At 65.1% G+C, this 21611-nt stretch carries 18 protein-coding genes; 8 read left to right on the forward strand and 10 right to left on the reverse strand.

Features of this window, described 5'->3' with window-relative positions:
• Positions 1 to 4 precede the first annotated feature (4 nt).
• The 5 genes from glnK to ACLBXN_RS16670 all read left to right on the forward strand — a co-directional run bounded on the left by glnK (position 5) and on the right by ACLBXN_RS16670 (position 5118).
• Entirely contained in the window at positions 5 to 343 is a 339-nt protein-coding gene (gene glnK / locus ACLBXN_RS16650) for a P-II family nitrogen regulator (RefSeq protein ID WP_003059648.1), read from the forward strand.
• A gap of 39 nt (positions 344 to 382) precedes the next feature.
• Positions 383 to 1735 carry an ammonium transporter gene (locus ACLBXN_RS16655; RefSeq protein WP_043007067.1) on the forward strand — a complete coding sequence of 451 codons (1353 nt, stop codon included), beginning with the start codon at positions 383 to 385 and terminating at the stop codon, positions 1733 to 1735.
• 133 nt (positions 1736 to 1868) lie between these two features.
• Positions 1869 to 3017 carry a glycolate oxidase subunit GlcE gene (gene glcE, locus ACLBXN_RS16660; RefSeq protein WP_447612875.1) on the forward strand — a complete coding sequence of 383 codons (1149 nt, stop codon included), beginning with the start codon at positions 1869 to 1871 and terminating at the stop codon, positions 3015 to 3017.
• A gap of 18 nt (positions 3018 to 3035) precedes the next feature.
• A complete protein-coding gene (glcF, locus tag ACLBXN_RS16665; protein ID WP_447612876.1) occupies positions 3036 to 4289 on the forward strand; it encodes a glycolate oxidase subunit GlcF in 1254 nt (417 codons plus the stop codon).
• Positions 4290 to 4365: 76 nt separating this feature from the next.
• On the forward strand, positions 4366 to 5118 hold the full coding sequence (locus ACLBXN_RS16670) for a ProQ/FinO family protein (RefSeq protein WP_447612877.1): 753 nt from the start codon (positions 4366 to 4368) through the stop codon (positions 5116 to 5118).
• 56 nt (positions 5119 to 5174) lie between these two features.
• On the opposite strand, the gene ACLBXN_RS16675 is transcribed toward ACLBXN_RS16670, so the two are convergent.
• Together ACLBXN_RS16675 and ACLBXN_RS16680 are read right to left on the reverse strand one after the other, a co-directional pair.
• The gene (locus ACLBXN_RS16675; protein WP_447612878.1) at positions 5175 to 6605 is read right to left on the reverse strand and encodes an aldehyde dehydrogenase family protein; all 1431 of its coding nucleotides are present in this window, start codon (positions 6603 to 6605) and stop codon (positions 5175 to 5177) included.
• A gap of 120 nt (positions 6606 to 6725) precedes the next feature.
• Positions 6726 to 8852, reverse strand: coding sequence for a PQQ-dependent dehydrogenase, methanol/ethanol family (locus ACLBXN_RS16680; protein WP_447612879.1), 2127 nt, complete (start codon positions 8850 to 8852; stop codon positions 6726 to 6728).
• Between the two features lie 161 nt (positions 8853 to 9013).
• On the opposite strand from ACLBXN_RS16680, the gene ACLBXN_RS16685 reads away from it, so the two are divergent.
• Positions 9014 to 10165 carry a helix-turn-helix domain-containing protein gene (locus ACLBXN_RS16685; RefSeq protein ID WP_447612983.1) on the forward strand — a complete coding sequence of 384 codons (1152 nt, stop codon included), beginning with the start codon at positions 9014 to 9016 and terminating at the stop codon, positions 10163 to 10165.
• A gap of 117 nt (positions 10166 to 10282) precedes the next feature.
• Positions 10283 to 10798: an AmiS/UreI family transporter gene (locus ACLBXN_RS16690; RefSeq protein WP_343677047.1), complete on the forward strand. Its 516-nt coding sequence runs from the start codon at positions 10283 to 10285 to the stop codon at positions 10796 to 10798.
• 58 nt (positions 10799 to 10856) lie between these two features.
• Here the strand turns inward: ACLBXN_RS16690 and ACLBXN_RS16695 are convergent, their stop codons facing one another.
• A complete protein-coding gene (locus ACLBXN_RS16695) occupies positions 10857 to 11741 on the reverse strand; it encodes a DMT family transporter (RefSeq protein WP_447612880.1) in 885 nt (294 codons plus the stop codon).
• Positions 11742 to 11822: 81 nt separating this feature from the next.
• Positions 11823 to 13124, reverse strand: coding sequence for a lysophospholipid transporter LplT (gene lplT / locus ACLBXN_RS16700; protein ID WP_447612881.1), 1302 nt, complete (start codon positions 13122 to 13124; stop codon positions 11823 to 11825).
• A 132-nt stretch (positions 13125 to 13256) separates the two neighbouring features.
• Here lplT and alr point away from each other — a divergent pair, with 132 nt between their 5' ends.
• Entirely contained in the window at positions 13257 to 14363 is a 1107-nt protein-coding gene (gene alr, locus ACLBXN_RS16705) for an alanine racemase (protein WP_447612882.1), read from the forward strand.
• Between the two features lie 27 nt (positions 14364 to 14390).
• On the opposite strand, the gene ACLBXN_RS16710 is transcribed toward alr, so the two are convergent.
• The 6 genes from ACLBXN_RS16710 to ACLBXN_RS16735 form a co-directional block, all read right to left on the reverse strand.
• Positions 14391 to 15344: a porin gene (locus tag ACLBXN_RS16710; RefSeq protein WP_211458389.1), complete on the reverse strand. Its 954-nt coding sequence runs from the start codon at positions 15342 to 15344 to the stop codon at positions 14391 to 14393.
• A 224-nt stretch (positions 15345 to 15568) separates the two neighbouring features.
• Positions 15569 to 16765 (reverse strand): 8-amino-7-oxononanoate synthase, encoded by a 1197-nt coding sequence (gene bioF / locus ACLBXN_RS16715; RefSeq protein ID WP_447612883.1) that lies wholly within the window; start codon positions 16763 to 16765, stop codon positions 15569 to 15571.
• Positions 16762 to 17445, reverse strand: coding sequence for a dethiobiotin synthase (gene bioD, locus ACLBXN_RS16720; protein ID WP_447612884.1), 684 nt, complete (start codon positions 17443 to 17445; stop codon positions 16762 to 16764). The genes bioF and bioD overlap by 4 nt, the downstream gene beginning before the upstream one ends.
• Entirely contained in the window at positions 17442 to 18785 is a 1344-nt protein-coding gene (gene bioA, locus ACLBXN_RS16725) for an adenosylmethionine--8-amino-7-oxononanoate transaminase (protein ID WP_447612885.1), read from the reverse strand. Before bioA ends, bioD begins: the two co-directional genes overlap by 4 nt.
• Positions 18786 to 18914: 129 nt before the next feature.
• Positions 18915 to 19907, reverse strand: coding sequence for a biotin synthase BioB (gene bioB / locus ACLBXN_RS16730; protein ID WP_211458391.1), 993 nt, complete (start codon positions 19905 to 19907; stop codon positions 18915 to 18917).
• A gap of 546 nt (positions 19908 to 20453) precedes the next feature.
• Positions 20454 to 21449, reverse strand: a complete 996-nt coding sequence (locus tag ACLBXN_RS16735; RefSeq protein ID WP_447612886.1) for a porin — start codon at positions 21447 to 21449, stop codon at positions 20454 to 20456.
• Between the last annotated feature and the right edge of the window lie 162 nt (positions 21450 to 21611).

A 21611-nucleotide genomic window follows, 5' to 3' on the forward strand; every position in this document is an offset into this window, starting at 1 on the left:
CGTCATGAAAATGGTGATCGCCATCATCAAACCCTTCAAGCTCGACGAAGTGCGTGAAGCTCTTTCTCAAATCGGTGTCCAAGGCATCACCGTGACCGAAGTCAAGGGCTTTGGCCGTCAGAAAGGTCACACCGAGCTGTACCGCGGTGCCGAGTACGTGGTGGACTTTCTGCCCAAGCTGAAGATCGAGGCCGCGATTGCCGACGATCTGGTGGACGCCGCCATTGACGCCATCGAGGGCGCGGCCCGCACCGGCAAGATCGGCGACGGCAAGATCTTTGTGCAGGCGCTGGAGCAGTCGATCCGTATCCGTACAGGAGAAACCGGCGACGCGGCCCTGTAAAGGCTCAGTCTCTCTGGAACCGTTTTGAGAAAGATTGCCATGACCAAGAAATTATTGAGCGCAGGCCTGGGACTGGGCCTGCTGGCTGCAAGCGCTGCTGGCTTTGCCCAGGAAGCCGCCACCGCAGCCGCCGCAGCAGCACCTGTGGCCGAAGCCGCAGCCGAGGCTGTTCCCACCCTGAGCGCCGGCGATACCGCCTGGATGCTGACCTCGACCATGCTGGTGATCCTGATGGTCATCCCCGGCCTGGCACTGTTCTACGGCGGCCTGGTGCGCAGCAAGAACATGTTGTCCGTGCTGGCGCAGGTCTTCGTGATCTTTTCGCTGATCACCGTGCTGTGGGCCATCTACGGCTACTCGCTGGCCTTTGGCGGGGAAGGCAAGTTCTTCGCGGGCTTCGACAAGCTGTTCCTCATGGGCATCACGCCTGACACGCTGTCGTCCATGCTCAAGACCATCCCCGAATACGTGTTCGTGGCCTTCCAGTCCACCTTCGCCGCCATCACCGTGGCGCTGATCGTGGGTGCGTTCGCCGAGCGCATCAAGTTCGCGGCCGTGATCGTGTTCTCCGTGCTGTGGTTCACCTTCAGCTACATCCCCATGGCCCACATGGTGTGGGGCGGTGGTCTGCTGGGTGCCGATGGCGCACTGGACTTCGCTGGCGGCACCGTGGTGCACATCAACGCCGCCGTGGCCGGCCTGGTGGGTGCCTACATGCTGGGCAAGCGCATCGGCTTCGGCAAGGAAGCCCTGCCTCCTCACAGCCTGACGCTGACCATGGTGGGCGCTTCCCTGCTGTGGGTGGGCTGGTTCGGCTTCAACGCCGGCTCTGCCGGTGCCGCCAACGGCATTGCCGGCCTGGCCTTCATCAACACCATCCTGGCGACCGGCGCTGCCGCCATCTCCTGGATCGTGGCCGAAGCGCTGCTGCGCGGCAAGGCCTCCATGCTGGGCGCTGCCTCGGGTGCTGTGGCCGGTCTGGTGACCATCACGCCCGCTGCCGGTTTCGTCGGCCCCATGGGCTCCATCGTCATGGGCATCATCGCAGGCCCTCTGTGCTTCTGGGGCGTCTCCGGCCTGAAGCACCTGCTCAAGGTCGACGACGTCTGCGACGTGTTCGGCGTCCACGGTGTCGGCGGTATCCTGGGTGCCATCCTGACCGGCGTGTTCTGCGCCAAGGGTCTGGGCGGTATCGAGCCCGAGGGCTACAACATGGCCCATCAGCTGTGGGTGCAGGTCGAGAGCGTGCTGGTGACCATCGTCTGGTCCGGCGTGGTCTCCTACGTGGCCTACAAGATTGCCGATCTGACCGTGGGTCTGCGTGTCTCGGAAGAGTCCGAACGCCAAGGCCTGGACATCACTTCCCATGGTGAGGTGGCCTACACCCGCTAATCGGCAGGCTCTTCGCAAGTTCAGTTTCATTACGTTGCCCCGCAGTGCAAGCTGCGGGGCTTTTTTTATTCACGCCTGCTTTTCAAAAAAATCAAAGATCGGCCCTTCCTGCCCCGGGGGCGCCCCGGCTACCATGCAGGCCATGGATTCAGCCACCAGCCAAATCAATCAGCTCAGCGAGCGCATTCGCGCCGCTGCCAGTGACAAGACCCCGCTGCGCATCTGCGGCGGCGGCAGCAAGGACTTCTACGGCCTGCGCCTGCAGGGCGAGCCGCTGTCCACGCGCGCGCTCAGCGGCATCGTCAGCTATGAGCCCAGCGAGCTGGTGGTCACCGTGCGCGCCGGCACGCCGCTGGCCGAGCTGGAAGCGAGCCTGGCCGCCCAGGGCCAGTGCCTGGCCTTCGAGCCGCCGCACCTGGGTGCCGGCAGTACCGTGGGCGGCATGGTCGCCGCAGGCCTGTCGGGCCCGTCGCGCGCCAGCGTGGGCGCAGTGCGCGATTTCGTGCTGGGCCTGGAGATGATCAACGGTCAGGGCGAGCTGCTGCGCTATGGCGGCCAGGTCATGAAGAATGTGGCCGGCTATGACGTCTCGCGCCTGATGGCGGGCAGCTGGGGCACGCTGGGCCTGATCACCGAAGTCAGCCTCAAGGTCCTGCCCGTGGCTCCAGCCGAGGCCACGCTGCGCTTTGACGCCTGCAGCCAGGCGCAGGCACTGGACTGGCTCAATCACTGGGGCGGTCAGCCGCTGCCGCTCAATGCCAGCAACTGGCTGGAAGAAGACGGCAAGGGCACGCTGTATCTGCGCCTGCGCGGTGCCCGCGCGGCCGTGCAGGCTGCCACGCTGCGCCTGGGTGGCGAGCGGCTGGACAATGATGCCGTCGCCGCCGACTGGAGCGCCAGCCGCGATCTGAGCCTGCCCTGGTTCCAACAGCGCGCTGCCAATCATTGTCTGTGGCGTCTGTCCGTTCCCGCGACCGCAGCACCGCTGCAATTGCCCGGCGATGCCGGCGGCCCCTTGATCGACTGGCATGGCGCACAGCGCTGGGTGCAGGCCCCGCGTTCGGCCGCCGCAGCCCTGCAGCAGCTGGCGCAGGCAGCCGGTGGCTCCGCCTCGCTTTTCAGGGCCGAGGAAGGCAGCCAGACAAGCGCCAATAGCGATCTCGACACGCATGCACAGGCCAGCCCGGCAGGCCGCACATCGGCACAGCTGCATGTCCGTCTCAAGCAGGCCTTCGACCCCGCCGGCATTCTCAATGTGAACCGTCTCTCGGCGCATTGGTAAGAACAAGGACAGCACCCCATGCAAACCAATCTCGCGCCCGAATACCGTGCCACGCCAGAAGGCCAGGAGGCCGAAGCCATCTTGCGCAAATGCGTGCATTGCGGCTTCTGCACCGCCACCTGCCCCACTTACCAGACCCTGGGCGATGAGCTGGACGGCCCGCGTGGCCGCATCTATCTGATCAAGCAAGTGCTCGAAGGCCAGACACCCACGCGGGCCACGCAGCTGCACCTGGACCGCTGCCTGACCTGCCGCAACTGCGAATCCACCTGCCCCAGCGGCGTGCAGTACGGCCATCTGGTCGATATCGGCCGCAAGATCGTCGATGAACAGGTCGAACGCCCCACGGGCGAGAAGCTGCAGCGCTGGCTGCTCAAGGAGGGCATGAACTCCCCGCTGTTCGCCCCCGCGTTGAAGCTGGGCCGCGCCGTCAAAGGCCTGCTGCCCGAGTCGCTGGGCGAAAAAATACCGGCCACCCAGGATGCCGGGGCCTGGCCCGCACGGGAACATGCGCGCAAGGTGCTGCTGCTGGCAGGCTGCGTGCAGCCTGCCATGATGCCGCGCATCAACTACGCCACGGCCCGCGTGCTGGACGCCATGGGCGTGCAGACCGTGATTGCCGACAAGGCCGGTTGCTGCGGCGCGGTGAAATTCCACCTCAACGACCAGGACGGCGGCAAAGCCCAGATGCGCGCCAATATCGACGCCTGGTGGCCGCTGGTGGAACGCGGCGAAGTCGAGGCGATCGTGATGAACGCCTCGGGCTGTGGCGTCACCGTCAAGGAGTACGGGCATCTGCTGCGGCTGGAGCCGCAATACGCGGACAAGGCCGCGCGCATCAGCGCCTTGACCCGCGACCTCAGCGAATTGCTGCCCGACATGCTGCCCGAGCTGGTGGACAAGCTCAAGGACCGCATCACGGTGCCCCGGGCCCCCGTGGCCTACCACCCGCCCTGCACGCTGCAGCATGGGCAGAAATTGCGCGGCGGCGTGGAGGCGGGCCTGCGCGAGCTGGGGTTCGATCTGCGCGTGGCGCGCACCGAATCTCATCTGTGTTGCGGCTCTGCCGGCACCTACTCGGTGCTGCAGCCCGAAATCTCGCACCAGTTGCGCGACCGCAAGATCGCCGCACTGGACGAACCGTTCGCGCCCGAAAAGCCCGCAGCGATTCTCTCGGCCAATATGGGCTGCATCGTCCATCTGCAAAACGGCACCGAAGTCCCGGTCATGCACTGGGTGGAGCTGCTGGATCAGGCGCTGGCCACCGGCTGACACCCCCGCATGCCACTGCAGTTTGCAATGCTGGCATGATTGGGGGTTTTGTTTTCCCAGGCCCACGGGCTTTGCCATGACTGAAATCGTGTCTGAATCACAAGAGCAGAAAGCCACGCAAGCGGCATCGCAGCACAGCGTGCAGGACTCGCAGCCCGGCTCACGCTCGCGCCGAGGCGGCCGTGGCCGCCAGAACCCGGCTCCTGCAGCCAAAGCCGCCCCGCAGGCCACACGTCCGCAACATCCCTTGCTGGAGCAGCTGGCGCAGTGGCACCCGGCCCTGTTCGGCGAGCAGTTGCTGCCCTTCAAGCGCGGCATTTTTGAAGACCTGCTGGCCGCCCACCCGGAGCTGGACAAGGACGCTCTCAAGAGCGCGCTGCAGCAGCACACCCGCTCCGGTCGCTATCTGGCGGCCATGGCCAGCGGCCAGCAGCGCCATGACCTGAGCGGCCAGCCCGTGGAGGCCACGCTGCCCGAGCATGTTCACCACGCGCTGATCGAAGTCTTCCGCCGCCGCCAGCAGCGCACGCAGGAAGACCTGACGCCCAAGCTACGCAACCGTATCGTCGTCGCCTACGAAGCCTCCGGTCTCACGCGCGAGGATTACGCCGAGCGCGTGCAGGGCCGTGACGAAAAGACCAATGCGCTGGTGGCCGATGCGCTGGCCGAGGCCGACGCCCGTGCCGCCAAGGACGAAGCGCTGCTGCGCTCCTTCCAGCTCAGCGGCCAGACTTCGGAGCAGGAGTTCGCCGAGATGTACGGCATGAATCCGCGCCAGGTCGCCCAGCAGCTGGAACGCGCGCGTCGTCGCCAGCAGAATATTCAATAAAAAATAGCTGCTGATGCCCATTTAATAGGCACCAGCAGCTATTGATTTTGAATAGATCAGGCCGCGCCGTAGCCCATGACGGCCTTGGTTTCCAGGAAATCGCGGAAACCGTGCTCGCCCCATTCACGGCCATTGCCTGACTGCTTGTAGCCGCCGAACGGCGCATTGAAGTCAGGCCCCGCGCCGTTGAGGTGCACCATGCCTGTACGCAGGCGCGCGGCCACGCGGCGCGCACGCTCCAGGCTGCCCGACTGCACATAGCCCGAGAGGCCGTACACCGTGTCGTTGGCCATGCGGATGGCGTCTTCCTCGTCGTCGTAGGGAATCATCACCAGCACGGGACCGAAGATTTCCTCGCGCGCGATGGTCATGTCGTTGCTCACGTCGGCAAACACCGTGGGTTTGACAAAGTAGCCCCGGGTCAGCCCCTCGGGGCGGCCCGTACCGCCCGCCACCAGGGTCGCGCCCTCTTCAATGCCCTTGCGGATAAGGGCCTGGATCTTGCCCCATTGCGCCTCGCTGACCACGGGCCCCATGTGCATGCCCTCGGCCAGCGCATCGGCCACGGTCGCTGCGGCGGCAACGCTGCGCGCGATCTCCACGGCCTGACCATGCAGGGCGCGCGGCACGAACATGCGCGTGGGGGCATTGCAGCTCTGGCCCGAATTCATCAGCACCGCCTGCACGCCCTGGGTCACGGCCTTTTGCAGGTTGGCGTCGTCCAGCACGATGTTGGCGGACTTGCCGCCCAGTTCCTGGGCCACGCGCTTGACGCTGTCGGCCGCGGCCTTGGCCACGGCAATACCTGCGCGCGTGGAGCCGGTGAAGGTCATCATGTCGATGCCCGGGTGGGAGGACATGGCCTCGCCCACGCCGGGGCCGTCGCCATTGACGAGGTTGAAGACGCCGGGCGGCACGCCCGCCTCGTGCAGCACCTCGGCCACGAGCAGGGCATTGAGCGGAGCGACCTCCGAGGGCTTGAGCACCATGGTGCAGCCAGCAGCCAGGGCCGGAGCGACCTTGCACATGATCTGGTTGATGGGCCAGTTCCAGGGCGTGATCATGCCGACCACTCCCACGGGTTCATGCACGACGGCCGTGCTGCCCTGCACCTGTTCGAAGGCGAAGTTCTTGAGGACCTCGATGGTGGAGCCCAGATGGGCTACCCCCATGGCGGCCTGCGCCGCCTTGGACAGCCACAGCGGCGCCCCCATCTCCTGCGAGATGGTCTGCACAAAGTCGCCGTAGCGGCGCTGGTAGACCTCCAGCACCTTGGCCAGCAGGGCCAGGCGCTCTTCGCGGCTGGTGCGCGAGTAGCTCTCGAAGGCGTGGCGTGCGGCGGCCACGGCCTTGTCCACGTCGGCGGCCGAGCCCATGCTGATGCGGGCGATGGCCTGCTCGCTGGAGGGATTGATGACGTCCAGGCTGCGCGGGCTGACCGGGTTCACCCATTGGCCGTCGATGTAGAACTGCAGATGGTCTTGCATAAGGCTGTTTCCTTGGTATCGAGTCAAAAGAAGAGGTTTGCAATCTGGGCCCGCCGGTGCGTGGCTGGGACGCACCGGCGGGCCGGCGGTCCGGCGTACCGGCGTGGTGAAGTGCAGGCTTCAGGGCTTGGGCCGAATGGCGTCCGCCGTGCCCTGGATGAAGGCCTTGAGGGACTCCACGTCATCGCCCGACAGCTTGCCCGTGAAGTCCGGCATGCCGCGCGCCATGGCCGGGCCCTTGAAGACGAAGTTGGGCAGGTTCTCGATATAGCTCGCGTCCATATAGCCCAGATTGGGAATGTTGCCGCCACGGTCCACTCCCGGCACGCCGTGACAGAAAACACAGTTGGCCACATACAGCATGGTGCCGGCCTCGACCTTGGCGGGATCGTATTTCACGCCCTGCAGCAACTGGCCCGTGCGCTGGGCCACGAACTCCGGCATCTTGGCCTTGCCGCCCACAACGAAGGTATAGACCGTGCCCGGCCCCTGGCGCTCGGTGGCGCGTGCAGCCAGACCGTAGACACCGCCCCAGCCCACGGCCACCGAGACATACTGCTTGCCGTCCACCATATAGGTGCTGGGCGCTGCCACCACACCGGTGCCCGTGGGCGCTTCCCACAGTTTCTCGCCGCTGGCCGCGTGATAGGCCACGAGGCGGCCATCAGCCGTTCCCTGGAACACCACATTGCCAGCCGTAGTCAGCGTGCCGCCGTTCCAGGGCGAGACATGCTCCACGCTCCAGGCGGCCTTTTGCGCAACGGGGTCCCAGGCCAGCAGGCGGCCGAAAGGTTTGCTCTTGGGCGGCTCGGCATTGAAGAACTTGGCCGTGTTCCAGCCAGTGCCCGACTGGGGCTTGCCCGGTTCGGCCTGGTTGAACTCCCATTTCTTGTCGTCCATCAGGTTGACGGGCACGTTCTGCGCAGGCAGATACACCAGGCCCGTCTGCGGGTTGAAGGACATGGGGTGCCAGTTGTGCGCGCCATACGGGCCCGGCACCGCGTCCTGGGGCTTGCTGCCGTCGCGCGCTGCGGCAATGCCGATGGGCTTTCCGTGCTTGTCGTAGCCGCTGGCCCAGTTCACGGGCACGAAGTTCTTGGCCGAGATGAACTTGCCGTTGGTGCGGTCGAGCACGAAAAAGAAACCGTTCTTGGGCGCATGCAGTATGACCTTGCGCGGCTTGCCGGCGATCTTGATGTCGGCGAGGATCATGGGCTGGGTGGAGGTGTAGTCCCAGTTGTCGCCCGGTGTTTCCTGATAGTGCCACTTGTATTTGCCGGTGTCGGGATCAAGGGCCACGATGGAGGCCAGATACAGGTTGTCGCCGCCCTTGGGGCTGCGCACCTTGTGCGACCAGGGCGAGCCATTTCCCGTGCCCACGTACATGGTGTTGAGCTCGGCATCGAAGGTCATGCTGTCCCACATGGTGCCGCCGCCGCCGGCCTCCCACCATTTGCCGCTGGGGTCCCAGGTCCTGGCGGCGCGCTTCATGGACTCGTCCTCGAAGGGTTTGGACGGATCGCCGGGTACGCTGAACCAGCGCCATTTCTGCTCGCCGGTCTCGGCGTCATAGGCCGTGATATAGCCGCGCACGCCATATTCGGCACCGCCGTTGCCGATGATGACCTTGCCCTTGAACACGCGCGGCGCGCCGGTGATGGTCAGCGACCCCTTCTGCCCCTCAAAGGTATTCTTGTGCCAGACCTCCTTGCCGGTGGCGGCGTCCAGCGCGATCAGACGGCCATCCCACGCACCCACATAGACCTTGCCCTTCCACAGCGCCACGCCGCGGTTGACGACGTCGCAGCACCCCTTGAAGCCGGTGCTGCGGTCGATCTGCGGGTCATAGGTCCAGATCCTGTTGCCGGTACGGGTGTCGATGGCATGCACCACGCTCCATGAAGCGCTGACGTACATGATGCCGTCCACGACGACAGGCGTGGCCTCCACGCCGCGCGTGGACTCGAGGTTGTACGACCATGCCAGGCCAAGGTCCTTGACGTTGGCGGCATTGATCTGATCGAGGCGGCTGTAGCGGGTCTCGGCATAGTCCACGCCGATGGTGGGCCAGTCAGGGGTCTTGGCAGCATTGGCGCGGATGAAGGCGCCGTCGACGCGCTGCACGGCGGCAGCGGCCTGCGCTGCGGGGTCGGTTTGCGCGAAAGCCGCTGCGCTCCCCAGGCAGGCGGCCAGCATCCAGGCCATGCGGCCGGGCCATCCATGAGAGTTGTCGATCAGCCGTTTCATCGATGTCTCCTGTTGTGATTGCTATGCCGCAAAGCATGGTGTATCGCCTGTTTTTCTTCATGATCGGGATTTCCCCAGGCTCGAACTGTTCCATTGCGGAACACATTGACCGCTCCTGCGAACAGCCTGGACATGACATGAGCGTTGATGAGCCACGCGCGATGGACGCGCTACAGCAGTGCTTCTCGAGCACCGGTGCGGAGCGTGCCCTGCAGGCTCGCCGCCAGTTCTTCGAGGCCGGCATACGTCCCTCGGGCCTGGTCAGCGAGGCGGTCATCCAGTCCTGGCTGCGCAGCCAGCGCCAGCATTGCAATGGACGGCGGCTGGCTCTGGCTCCCGTCAGCCCCAGCCGGCTGCATGCCACGCAGGAGCGCTGCCGCGGCCTGCTGCTCGCGCTGCAGCACGAGCTGCCAACCCTGGAGCAGGCCCTGGCGGGCACCGGCACGCGCGTGATGCTGACGGACGACAAGGGCATCGTGCTCCATGTCTCCCCGGCATCCATGCGGCCCCGTGACGAGCGGGTCGGCCTGAACATGTCCGAGCAGGCCATGGGCACGACCGCACCGGGCATCGTCGCCGCCACCGGCCAGGCCTGCACCGTCACCAACGGCGAGCACTATTTCGACGAGCTGCACGCCTTCCGCTGCGCAGCAGCACCGATACGCGACGTGCACGGCCGCCTGGCCGGGGTGCTCAACCTGATGGTGGAGGAGCAGCATTTCAGCTTCGGCGCCAGTCCCGTGGTCGGCATGTACGCCACGACCATCGAAAACACCTTGCTGCAGGCGCAGTCGCACGAGCATCTGGTGCTGCGCTTTCAGGTGACGCCAGCCCTGCTGCATACGCCGCTGCAGGCGCTGATGGGCGTGGCCGCCGATGGCCGCGTCGCCTGGATGAACGGCACCGCTGCCCAGCTCATCGGCCAGCCCGGGCATGCAGCGTGCAGCGCGCTGGAGCTGCTGGGCCATGATCTGCCGCGATTGCTGCAACTGAGCGGCCAGCCCGGCCCCGCGCCCCTGCGCCTGGCCAGCGGCCTGGGCGTCTGGATGCAGGCGCATCTGCAAACTTCGCACGGCCTTGGCACGCACCTGGACGCCAGCAGCGCGGAAGACCTGGCCTGCCCCGTAGCCCCCGAAGCAACGCATGTCGCCGAGGCACCGCCTCTCGCGACGCTGCGCGAGCACGGCGCGCAGCTGATCAGGGATACGCTGGACCAGCATGGCGGCAATGTCTCCCAGGCCGCGCGCGCCCTGGGCATCTCGCGCGGCACGCTGTACCGCCGTCTGCGTGGCAGTCGGGATGGGGCGTTCTGAGCCCATTCCCGACCCACGGCGCAAGACTCTTTTGCGTTCACCCAGGGTTACGCCCTACCCCGCACGGCCCCACAATCCTCGCCGCGCTGCACCAGCCTGCAGCCAAGGAGCTTTTGTATGTGGTTGGGTTTGTCGCTGTTTTATGTGGGTGCCGTGCTGTTTCTCAACGGCCTGTGGATGCTGGGCAAGATTGCCGACAAGGAAATCTGGGTCATCAACATCTTCACCGGCGTGGTGTCGCTATGCATTGGCCTGGCCAGCATATTCGGCCCGGCGGCCGACGCGGCATCGGTCAAGAGCGGTGCGCTGACCCTGCTGTTCGCATTCACCTATCTCTGGGTGGCTTTCAATCGCTTCAGCGGTGCTGACGGCCGGGGTCTGGGCTGGTTCAGCCTGTTCGTGGCGGTCACCGCCGTTCCCGTGGCCCTGGATACGCTGACCAGCGCCAGCTCGGGGCTGGACTGGTGGATGGGCGTCAACTGGGCTGCCTGGGCCGTGCTCTGGGCCTTGTTCTTCGCACTGCTGGCCCTGAGGAAGAGCATTGAGCGCCCCACGGGCTGGCTGTGCATCGCGCAAGGCGTGCTCACGGGCTGGGTTCCCGGATATCTGATCCTGGCCGGCAAGCTCCTGTAACCCGGCCAGCGCTTCGCTGCGGCGCGGCTCCCGCAGGATGCTCTGGTGTCGCTGCGGGCTACTTTCTCGGGATTCTGCCCAAGGTCGCCAGCAAGGCCGCGCCCATGATGAGGGCGCCACCGGCCAGCGTGCGCGCCGAAAGCGCCTCATGGGCGATCAGCACCGAGGAGACACTGGCAAACACCACTTCGCTGAGCATGACTACCGAAGTCACGCCCGACGGCAGATGGGCGGCACCGAATTGCAGGGCCCAGTTGCCCAGCATCAGCAGCACGGCCAGACCCAGCGCCACCTGGACCCAGCTGCCGTCGAAGGCCGGAAAGCCCGGCACCACGCCCAGGCTGCTGGCGCTCAGGGCTGTCAGCAGGCCCATGCTCATGCAGCCGGCAAACATGGCCAGCATGCGGGCCTGGGCCGGAATGCCTTGAAAGCGGCGCAACAGCACATTGGTCAACGCGAACATGAAGCCGCCAAACACGGCCAGCGCATCGGCCAGGGTCAGTCCGGCAAACAGCCCCGACAGCGAGGCATCGGCGGGCAGCAACACCAGCACCACACCGCCAAAGGCCAGCAACAGCCGCAGCAGCGCCATCGGCGTGGGCTTTTCGCCCAGCAGCTTCCAGGCCAGCAGTACCGCCCAGGCCGGCATGAGATAGAACAGCAGGATGACGCGCACCACGTCGCCCACGGTCACTGCCCAGTTGAAGGCCACGTTGTTCAGGCCCGAGCTGGCCGCCAGCAGCAGGAGCACCGGGTATTGCCAGGCCTGCCTCAGGCTGGCCGGGCGCAGCGTCAGCAGACCAGCCAGCACCAGTGCATACATCAGTGCCGTGGCCCATAGCGGATGCAGGCCGGCCTCATGCATGAGACGAAACGGCCACCATGACAGACCCCAGATCAGGGCATTGAGCAGCAGCGCAAATACAGGCAGTGGACTATGCATAAAAAAGGCTTCTAACGCTTACTCTGCAAGCGCTAGAAGCTATTGATAGTGTAGTAAATGCAGCGCGCTGGCTGCAGGGCTTCAATGGCAGTCGCGACGGGCGATGTCCAGCAGTTTCTCGACCTCTTGCGGGTGCTTTTTGCAGTTATTCCAGTGCCAGAGGCCGATCAGCACCATGGTAGCGGCGACCAGCAGACCGAATACCGTGATCGCACCAAAAGCAGTCAATCCCATTTTGGTGGACAGGCTGTAGAAACCGCCCATGGCCAGGATGGCCAGCTGCTCGTTGAAGTTCTGCACCGCAATCGAGCGACCCGCACCCATGAGGTTGTGGCCGCGGTGCTGCAGCAGCGCATTCATGGGAACGACCAGGAAGCCGCCCAGACCGCCAAGCAGAATGAGGAAGGGCACGGCCACCCAGAGATTGTCGATAAAGATCATGCAGACCACGAGCAGGCCCATGAGCACGCCCATGGGAATCACCCGCGTGGCATTGTCCAGGCGCATGCGCATGGAGGCCAGCACCGCACCGACGGCCGTGCCTATGGCCACCACCCCTACCAGGGCAGATGCCTGGGTGGTGCTGTAGCCCAGGGCCGCAGCGCCCCAGGCCAGCACGATGTAGCGCAAATTGCCCGACGCGCCCCAGAACAGCGTGGTCGTGGACAGCGAGATCTGGCCCAGCTTGTCGGCCCACAGGCGTTTGCTGCAGCGCCAGAAATCAGGCAGCAGGCCCAGCAGATTGGCAAGCAGGCTCTTGCTCGGGTCTTCACGCAGCGGACGCATGGCCACGCCTGTCAGCGGGATGTGCAGATTGAACCAGGCCGCCACGATGTAGATCAGGATCAGCACGGCAATCGCGGCCTCGGCCGGGCTATCCACGCCGGTGCTGAAATACGGGAAGTCAAAGCCCAGCAGATGCTCGGAGATGGTCGGCCCCACCAGTTGGCCGCCCACCAGCACTCCCAAAATGATGGAGGTGATGGTCAGGCCCTCGATCCAGCCATTGGCCTTGACCAGCTGGGAGGCCGGCAGCAGCTCGGTCAGGATGCCGTACTTGGCCGGCGAATAGGCCGCTGCGCCCAGGCCGATGATGGCGTAGGCGATCAGCGGATGATGGCCGAAAAGCATCATCAGACAGCCCACCACCTTGATGGCGTTGCTGATGAACATGACCCGTCCCTTGGGCAAGGCGTCCGCAAAGGCTCCGACAAAGGGCGCCAGAACCACGTAGAACAGTGCGAACATGGGCACCAGGGCAGCACGTTGCCACTCGGGGGCACCATTGGCACGCAACAGCTCTACAGCGGTCACAAACAAGGCGTTGTCTGCCAGCGAGCTGAAAAACTGCGCTGACATGATGGTGTAGAAACCGCGCTTCATGAATTAGCTGTAACTGGCACCGGGCGGACCGATGCCAAGAAATAAGAGACCCCGTGGCAAGTGACTGGCGGTTATATCACGCAGGCTCCGGCTGACAGTGCCAGAATCCCACTGGTCTGATTGAGAAAAACCATGCCTCGTCCCATTACTGTCACCATCCATCCTGAAGCCGTTCGCCACAATCTGGAGCGGGTACGGCAAGCCGTCCCGGATGCCAAATTGTGGTCCGTGATCAAAGCCAACGCTTATGGCCACGGTATCGAAAACGTGTTTGAGGGGCTGCGAGCGACGGACGGTTTTGCCATGCTGGACCTGGATGAAGCCCAGCGCGTGCGCCAACTGGGCTGGCGCGGCCCCATCCTGCTGCTCGAAGGCGTGTTCGAGCTGCGCGACCTGGAAATCTGCTCGCGCCTCGGTATCTGGCATGCCGTGCACTGCGACGAACAGATCGACTGGCTGGCCGCCCACAAGACCCAGGTCGGTCACCGTGTATTCCTCAAGATGAACAGCGGCATGAACCGGCTGGGCTTTACACCCGAGCGTTTTCGTGCGGCTTATGCGCGGCTGAACGCCCTGCCCCAGGTCGACGAGATCTCGTTCATGACCCATTTCAGCGATGCCGACGTGGCACATGGCATCGACCATCAGCTCAAGGTCTTCCACGAAACCACGCTGGACCTGCCCGGCGAGCGCAGCATCAGCAACAGCGCCGCCACCTTGTTGTATGGCGATGAGAGCAATGTGCGCTGCGACTGGGTGCGCCCCGGCATCGTGCTCTACGGCAGCTCGCCAGACTTCCCCGCTCACGACGCGGCCCACTGGGGGCTTGAGCCGACCATGACGCTGTCGTCCAAAATCATAGGCATTCAGGAGCTGCAGCCCGGAGATACCGTGGGCTATGGCTCGCGCTTCCAGTGCGACGCTCCGCTGCGTCTGGGTGTGGTGGCCTGCGGCTATGCGGACGGCTATCCGCGCGTCTGCCCCACAGGTACGCCGGTGCTGGTGGAAGGTGTGCGCACCCGCACGCTGGGCCGCGTCAGCATGGACATGATGGCCGTGGACCTGAGCCCCGTGCCCAGGGCCAGACAGGGCAGCGAGGTCACGCTCTGGGGCCGCGCCAGCAATGGCGCCGTGCTGCCCATCGACGAGGTGGCCGCTGCCGCCGGCACGCTGGGCTATGAGCTGATGTGCGCCGTGGCTCCCCGCGTGCCCAAGCTGGTGGAAGGTGTGGGCAGGTAGGCCGCGGGCAGCGACTTCTTGATGAACTCAGAAGGCGTGCGACATGCCTGCGCCCAGCGAGGTGCTGCCGCCCTTGTGGTCCAGCCGCTGGTGGCCCAGGCTGAGGTATAGCGTGGTGCGTCTGGACAGCGCATGGTCTGCGCCCAGCGAATAGAACAGACGGGTATCGTCATCGAGCTTCTGCCGCCCCACGCCGGCCCTGAGCGTGGTCTGTGCGGCCAGCTTGTGCGTAGCACCGACCGAGAGCACGCGCGAGCGCCCCAGGCCCTGTGCCCTGCGGCTGTCGTCGGTCGAAGCCATCAGCGTCGTTTCGCCCAGTGTGGTGACGCCCAGCCGGTACTTGACGGCCCCAAACAAGGCCCGGTCGCCGCTGCCGTTGCGGTCAAGCGCCAGCAGGCCTGACAGCGGGCCACGGGCATATTCCAGCGATGCCGCATAGGGCTTGCCACCGCCCGCTCCCTGGGTACGCTCAGGCGATCCGCTCAGGTGCAGGGTGAAGCCGCCAAGCGTGGGCGAGTCATAGAAAATGCCGTTCGGCGTACGGCCGAATTCGGGCGCGCCGTTGTTGCTGACACGATCCGTGGGCGCGTAATAGAACCACTGGTACCAGGCCGAGGAGGCCACGCGATTGATATGGCCCCAGGGATCGAACTTCCAGTCATGGGCCCAGAGTGCCGACAACGCCCGCCCCAGGCGCACATGCCCCCAGTCGCCGCGCAGGCCGACGGTGGATTCACCGTGCCAGAAGGGCTTTTGCCCAAAGCCTTCGTTCAGACCGGTGTCCAGATCCAGCCGGTGGCTGAGGCGAAACGTGGTCTTGAGTCCGCCTCCCAGATCCTCGACACCCGAAAATGTGATGTGGCTGCGTTGAATCGTGCCCAGTTGTGCCGTGCCCTTGAAGTCGCGATAAATGCCCAGATCAAGCAGACCGCTGATCTGGACCTGGGAAGACTGGCCCCATGCCGCACCCAGCGCAAACATGCCCAGCGACGCGGCCAGACCTCTAGAAAAACCTATCAAAATCGCTCCTGGCTGCGAGGTTGAGAATCAAGAATCCGCACGCGCCCAAGCGCGATCGCACCACGGGCCCACGAACGGACCAGGGGTCGGAGAGTTCGGTTTGTTAACGGTCAAATCGACGAAGACCAGAGCCAGGGCCTTGTGCGCCCCTGGCCTGACAGTGCAGGCCCCGCCGCCCGGCAGTGTCAGCCTGCCAGCTCCTGCAGCGCCGCCAGCAGCTGGTTCACGTCTGCCTCGGTGTGCAGCGCCGACAGGGCGATGCGAAGCCGTGCCGTGCCCACAGGCACGGTGGGGGGACGGATCGCCGGCACCCATAGGCCATGACGGCTCAACCCCTCCATAAGGCTGAGCGCAGCGTCGTTGCCGCCCACCACCAGCGCCTGCACGGCGGTGTCCGATGGCAAAAGCCGCCAGCCCTTGCCCTGCAACAAGGGCTGCAGACCCGCGCGCAACTGGGCGATACGGGCCTGCAACTGCAGGCGCAGGGCGCTTTCCTGCTCTATCAGCTGCAGACTGGTTTGCAATGCACGCGCCAGCATCGCGGGTGCAGCTGTCGCAAAGGTATAGCTGCGCGTTTTCTGCAGCAGCCACTCGATCAGCAGTTCATGCCCTGCCACAAAGGCGCCCGAGACGCCGGCCGCCTTGCTCAGCGTGGCCATGTACAGCACGCGTGGCGAAGCATTGGCCCCCGTCAGCCCTGCGGCCGCCAGGCTGCCGCGGCCTTGCGGGCCAAGCACGCCGAAGCCGTGGGCATCGTCGAGCAGCAACAGGGCGTCGTAACGCTCGCACAACGCCAGCAGACCCTCGATATCAGCCACATTGCCGTCCATGCTGAAGACGGCATCGCTCACCACCAGCTTGCGCTGCACCGCGCAGGCAGCCAGCAACTGCTCCAATGCGGCCAGGTCGCCATGCCCGAAACGGTGGATCTGCGCGCGCGATAGGCGGCAGCCATCGATCAGGCTGGCGTGGTTCAGAGCGTCCGAAAAAATGGCATCGTCCGCGCCCACCAACGCCGGGATGATGCTGGCATTGGTGGCAAACCCGGCATAGAAATAAAGCGCACGGGGCAATTGCACAAAGCGGGCCAGCTCTTCCTCCAGCGCGGCATTGGCCGTGCTGTGGCCGTTGACCATGGGAGAGCCGCCCGAGCCTACGCCAAAGTCCTGCGCCCCCGCGCAGGCCGCCTCGATCATGGCTGGGTGCTGGGCCAGCCCCAGATAGTCGTTGCTGCAGAACTGCAGCATGGGCTGCCCGTCGACCAGAATGCGCGCGCCTTCCAAGGGCGCCACGGTACGGCGGGTGCGGCGCAGTGCGGCGGCGTCCAGGGCAGCCAGCTGCCGTGGAATATCCTGCAGCCAGAAATTGGAAGATGTGGTCATTGCCATTCCTTGGGCAAAGAGAAACTGGTCAGGCGAGGATCGGGATTGGCCTGCCAGGGAATATCGGCCAGCAGCGGCGCACCAAGCCGTCCCAGCTGGTTGCGCAGCCAGTCCATGTTTTCCTCCGGCACCAGCATCTGTGGCTCCACACGGCTGGCCACCCAGCCCGCCAGCGGCAAGCCGGCGGCGCGAATCGCCTCGGCCGTCAGCACCGCATGGTTCAGGCAACCGAGCTTGAGGCCCACCACCAGCACCACCGGCAGCTGCAGCGCCACGGCCAGATCGGCAATGCACAGAGTCTCGGACAGCGGCACGCGCCAGCCGCCCGCGCCCTCGACCACCACGGCATCGGCCTGCGCCGCCAATTGCCGGTAGGCGTCCAGAATCGGAGCCAGCGTCACCTCCACGCCCGCGCGCCGGGCCGCGATATGCGGCGACATGGGATCTGGCAGCAGCACGGGGTTGTCCAGCGCCGCCGGCACAGCCAGCGTGGAGGCAGCGCGCAGGGCCACCGTGTCTTCGTTGACCCAGCCGCCCTGCCCGTCGGGATCGGCGCCTGCGGCCACGGCCTTCATTCCCGCCACGCGCGAATGATGGGCTGCCAGCGCGTGCAGCAGTGCGCAGCTGGCCAGGGTCTTGCCCACACCGGTATCGGTGCCCGTGACGAAACAGCCGATCATGCTTTTCCCTTCTTCGCGGCAAGCTCCGCTTCCTGCTGCAAGGTGGTGTTCAGCGCGGTCAGCGCGGCCTGACCCAGGTGGGTGATATCGGCATCGTCCAGCACATAGGGCGGCATGCAGTACAGCGTGCGTCCTATGGGGCGCAGCAGCAGGCCCAGGTCCAGCGCCGCCTGGTTGTAGCGCTGTGCAAAGTCCGGCAAGGAGGTATCGATGTCCCAGGCCCAGATCATTCCCTGCTGGCGCGCGTTGCTGACGCGGGGGTGAGCATTCAGCCCGGCGAATGCAGCACTGATTTTTTCAGCCAGTTGCCGGTTGGCAGCCAGCTGGTCCAGCTGCTCGAACAGCTCCAGCGTGGCCACGGCAGCGCGGCAGGCCAGCGGGTTGCCGGTATAGGAGTGCGAGTGCAGAAAGCCGCGCGCAGCATCGTCGTCATAAAAGGCGGCATAGACCTCATCGGTCGTCAGCACGGCAGACAAGGGCAGCGTGCCGCCCGTCAAGCCTTTGGACAGGCAGATGAAGTCCGGTCTGACACCTGCCTGCTGATGGGCAAACAGGCTGCCGGTACGGCCAAAGCCCACGGCGATCTCATCCACCACCAGATGCACTGAATAGCGATCGCACAGCGCCCGGGCCAGACGCAGGTATTCGGCGTCATGCATGGCCATGCCGGCGGCGCACTGCACCAGCGGCTCCAGAATCAGGGCAGCAGTCTCCTGGTGATGCACTTGCAGCCAGGCCTCCAGGCCCTCTGCTGCGCGGCGCGCCACATCGGCAGCGGATTCGCCGGGCCGGGCCTGGCGTGCATCGGGGCTGGGCACGGTGGCCGACAGGCGCACCAGAGGGCCGTAGGCGTCGCGGAACAGCGCAATATCGGTCACCGACAGCGCGCCTACGGTCTCGCCGTGGTAGCCGCCGGCCAGACCCACGAAACGGTGCTTGGCAGGCTGCCCCTGGTTGCGCCAGTAATGGGCGCTCATCTTCAGCGCGATCTCGGTGGCCGAAGCGCCGTCGCTGCCGTAGAACGCATGGCCCAGGCCGGTCAGGCCGGCCAGGCGCTCGGACAACTCGACCACGGGGGCGTGGGTGAAACCGGCCAGCATCACATGATCGAGCTTCTGCAACTGCTCGGTCAGCGCCGCCCGGATATGCGGATGCGAATGACCGAACAGATTGACCCACCAGGAACTGACTCCGTCCAGATAGCGACGGCCATCGGTATCCACCAGCCAGGGACCGCTGGCATGGTCGATGGCAATCGGCGGCGCGGCTTCGTGCCGCTTCATCTGGGTGCAAGGGTGCCAGACATGGCGCACGCTGCGGCCGGCAAGACTGTGGTCCATCAAAAACTCCTGAGGCGAATCACCGCCTTGCCAGATCGCAGGCACGGCAGGGCCCGACCTGCGCAAGATGCCAGGCTAGGCAATCCGGAAAGAGAAGCCCCGACGCAATGGCCGGGGGAGATTCAGGGATCAGCTTGCGGCCGATGTCCCCAGGCCCTTGAGGCCCAGCTTGCGCATCAAGCTTGTATCGGCCTCCACATCGGGATTGCCGGTCACCAGCAGCTTGTCGCCGTAGAAGATGGAATTGGCCCCGGCCATGAAGCACAGGGTCTGCACGGCCTCGCCCAGTTGCTGACGGCCCGCCGACAGGCGCACACGGGCCTTGGGCATGGTGATGCGCGCCACGGCGATCACACGCACGAAGTCCAGCGGATCCACCGGCTCGCTGTCGGCCAGCGGCGTGCCGGGCACGGGCACCAGGCTGTTGATGGGCACGGACTCGGGATAGGGCTGCATGTTCGCGAGCTGGGCAATCAGGCCGGCACGGTGGACCTCGGTCTCGCCCATGCCGATGATGCCGCCGCAGCACACGCTGATGCCCGCATCGCGCACGGCCGCCAGCGTGTCCAGCCTGTCCTGGTACTGGCGCGTGCTGACCACATCCTTGTAGTACTCGGGCGCGGTATCGAGATTGTGGTTGTAGTAGTCGAGACCCGCATCGCGCAGCGATGCCGCCTGGTGCGGCTGCAGCATGCCCAGCGTGGCGCAGGTCTGCATGCCCAGCCCCTTCACGGCACCGATCAGCTCGTTCATCTTCTCGATGTCGCGGTCCTTGGGCGCGCGCCAGGCGGCGCCCATGCAAAAGCGGGTGGCTCCGGCATCCTGAGCGGCCTTGGCGGCGCGGGTGACTTCCTCCACGCTCATCAGTTTCTCGGCCTTCACTCCCGTATCGAACTCGGCCGACTGCGGGCAGTAGCCGCAGTTCTCGGGGCAGCCGCCGGTCTTGACGGACAGCAGGGTCGCCAGTTCGATCTCGCCCGCCGGCCAGTGCTCGCGATGCACGCTCTGGGCGCGGTGCAGCAAATCCAGAAATGGCATATCCAGCAGGGACTGCACTGCCTCCACGGGCCAGCGCTGCGCTTCGGGGGCCGCGACGGGCTTGGCCGGCGCATGCCAGTGCATGGTCTGGCTGCCGCAGGCGGCGGCTTGCTGCGCGTCGGCGGCGCGCACTGGGTTGTCTTGCTCGGGCACGGAATAGGACATCGCGGTCTCTCCTCAATCGGGGGAATGCCGCGCATTTTGGGCAAAAAAATCAAGGATTTACAGAGCCCGCATGCAAATAGTTGCCCACCAAAGAGTTGCCGCAAGAAGCGCTATCTTTGAATGCCATTTCATTGCATTTGACAGATTTTCAGCGCACATTCGAAACATTCAGCCATAACTTCCGTCAACTGCCACCCTTGTGCACTCAATTCAGCGCAATGCATCGGATTCATGCGTTGAATTTCAACGAGGAAGAGCGTAGATATCGGCAAAAAACACAGTATTTGGCGGTTTTTGCCAGGACAAGGCCTGGATCAGGGCCAGAAACGGTGCTGGGCCGTCCGCGCAAAGGCGGACAAACACCCCAAAACTGGCGGATTTAATTCCCTCAACTCTTGTTGGACATTCGCGCCGGGCGCAAAAAAGCCGCAGCAAGGCTGCGGCTGGAGGACGGGAGGCTGGGGTTCAGAAAGCGTGAGCCATGCCAACACCGAACGAAGTTCCCGAGTCCGCACCGTACTCGTAGCTCTTGCGCCCCAGGCTGGCATAGAGCGTGGTGCGCTTGGACAGCGCGTAGTCGGCCCCCAGGGAATAGAAATGGTTGGTCTGCTCCTGCATGCGCTGGCGGCCATAGCCGGCCTTCAGCGTGGTCTGCCCCATCTGGTAGGTGGCACCCAGCGTCACGGCCTTGGCCGAGAGTGCCGTCTGGGCCACGCGCGAATAGTCCCAGGCGGCCATCACGGCGGCCGCGCCAAAGCGGTATTTGCCAGCCACGAAAGTGTCCTTGTCTCCGCTGCCGTTGCGCTCGAAGGCCAGCATGCCGCTCAGGCTGTCAGAGTCGTAGTTGAGGGAGGCCGAATAGCCACGCCCCTCACGGCGCAAGGTCAGCGGCACCTCGGTTCGCTCCGGCGAGGCGCTCAGATGCAGGGTGAAACCGCCCACCGTGGGCGAGTCGTAAAAAATGCCGTTGGCCATGCGCCCATATTCGGCCGTGCCGTTGTTGCTGTAGCGGTCGGTAGGCGTGAGGTAGTGCCACTGGTACCAGGCCGGCGAGGAAATGCGGTTGAAATTGGCCCAGGGGTCGAACTTCCAGTCCTGCGACCACATGGCCGACAGGGCGCGGCCCAGGCGCAGATGACCAAAGCCGCCTTGCAGGCCCACCGTGGACTCGTCATGCCAGAACGGCTTGCTGCCCTGATCCTCCAGACGCCCGGTGTCGATATCGAAACGCGCGCTCAGGCGGAAGGTGGCCTTGAGACCGCCGCCCAGATCTTCCCAGCCCGCAATCGCCAGATTGCTGCGCTGGATCGTGCCGGCCTGGGCCGTGCCATCAAAGCCGCGATAGATGCCGCCGTCGATCAGACCGCCAATGCTGACGTTGGAAGACTGGGCTGCCGCAGGCAGAGCGGCAGACAAAAGAGTCAAACATGTGGAACAAGCAATGCCAGTACGCAAGCGCATGCCGGTGGTTCTCCTTGAATTGTGAAGTCACTGCCCCCGCAGCCAGCCCATGGCACAGCAGAAGACAGAGAAGGTCGAAGACCTGTGAGATGAGGCGATGACAGGCAGTCAGGCACTGCCTGATGCACTGAAGACAGCCGGAACATGGATGGCAGCGGGGCT

It is taken from the genome of Comamonas sp. C24C (genome assembly GCF_053345995.1).

Coding starts and splice junctions, on each gene's coding strand:
- alr (WP_447612882.1), top strand. CDS start 13,257: ATGCCTCGTCCCATTACTGTCACCATCCATCCTGAAGCCGTTCGCCAC.
- lplT (WP_447612881.1), bottom strand. CDS start 13,124: ATGAAGCGCGGTTTCTACACCATCATGTCAGCGCAGTTTTTCAGCTCG.
- bioD (WP_447612884.1), bottom strand. CDS start 17,445: ATGATCGGCTGTTTCGTCACGGGCACCGATACCGGTGTGGGCAAGACC.
- ACLBXN_RS16710 (WP_211458389.1), bottom strand. CDS start 15,344: ATGTTTGCGCTGGGTGCGGCATGGGGCCAGTCTTCCCAGGTCCAGATC.
- bioF (WP_447612883.1), bottom strand. CDS start 16,765: ATGACCACATCTTCCAATTTCTGGCTGCAGGATATTCCACGGCAGCTG.
- glnK (WP_003059648.1), top strand. CDS start 5: ATGAAAATGGTGATCGCCATCATCAAACCCTTCAAGCTCGACGAAGTG.
- ACLBXN_RS16655 (WP_043007067.1), top strand. CDS start 383: ATGACCAAGAAATTATTGAGCGCAGGCCTGGGACTGGGCCTGCTGGCT.
- glcF (WP_447612876.1), top strand. CDS start 3,036: ATGCAAACCAATCTCGCGCCCGAATACCGTGCCACGCCAGAAGGCCAG.
- ACLBXN_RS16685 (WP_447612983.1), top strand. CDS start 9,014: ATGGACGCGCTACAGCAGTGCTTCTCGAGCACCGGTGCGGAGCGTGCC.
- bioA (WP_447612885.1), bottom strand. CDS start 18,785: ATGGACCACAGTCTTGCCGGCCGCAGCGTGCGCCATGTCTGGCACCCT.
- ACLBXN_RS16690 (WP_343677047.1), top strand. CDS start 10,283: ATGTGGTTGGGTTTGTCGCTGTTTTATGTGGGTGCCGTGCTGTTTCTC.
- ACLBXN_RS16695 (WP_447612880.1), bottom strand. CDS start 11,741: ATGCATAGTCCACTGCCTGTATTTGCGCTGCTGCTCAATGCCCTGATC.
- bioB (WP_211458391.1), bottom strand. CDS start 19,907: ATGCACTGGCATGCGCCGGCCAAGCCCGTCGCGGCCCCCGAAGCGCAG.
- ACLBXN_RS16680 (WP_447612879.1), bottom strand. CDS start 8,852: ATGAAACGGCTGATCGACAACTCTCATGGATGGCCCGGCCGCATGGCC.
- ACLBXN_RS16735 (WP_447612886.1), bottom strand. CDS start 21,449: ATGCGCTTGCGTACTGGCATTGCTTGTTCCACATGTTTGACTCTTTTG.
- glcE (WP_447612875.1), top strand. CDS start 1,869: ATGCAGGCCATGGATTCAGCCACCAGCCAAATCAATCAGCTCAGCGAG.
- ACLBXN_RS16675 (WP_447612878.1), bottom strand. CDS start 6,605: ATGCAAGACCATCTGCAGTTCTACATCGACGGCCAATGGGTGAACCCG.
- ACLBXN_RS16670 (WP_447612877.1), top strand. CDS start 4,366: ATGACTGAAATCGTGTCTGAATCACAAGAGCAGAAAGCCACGCAAGCG.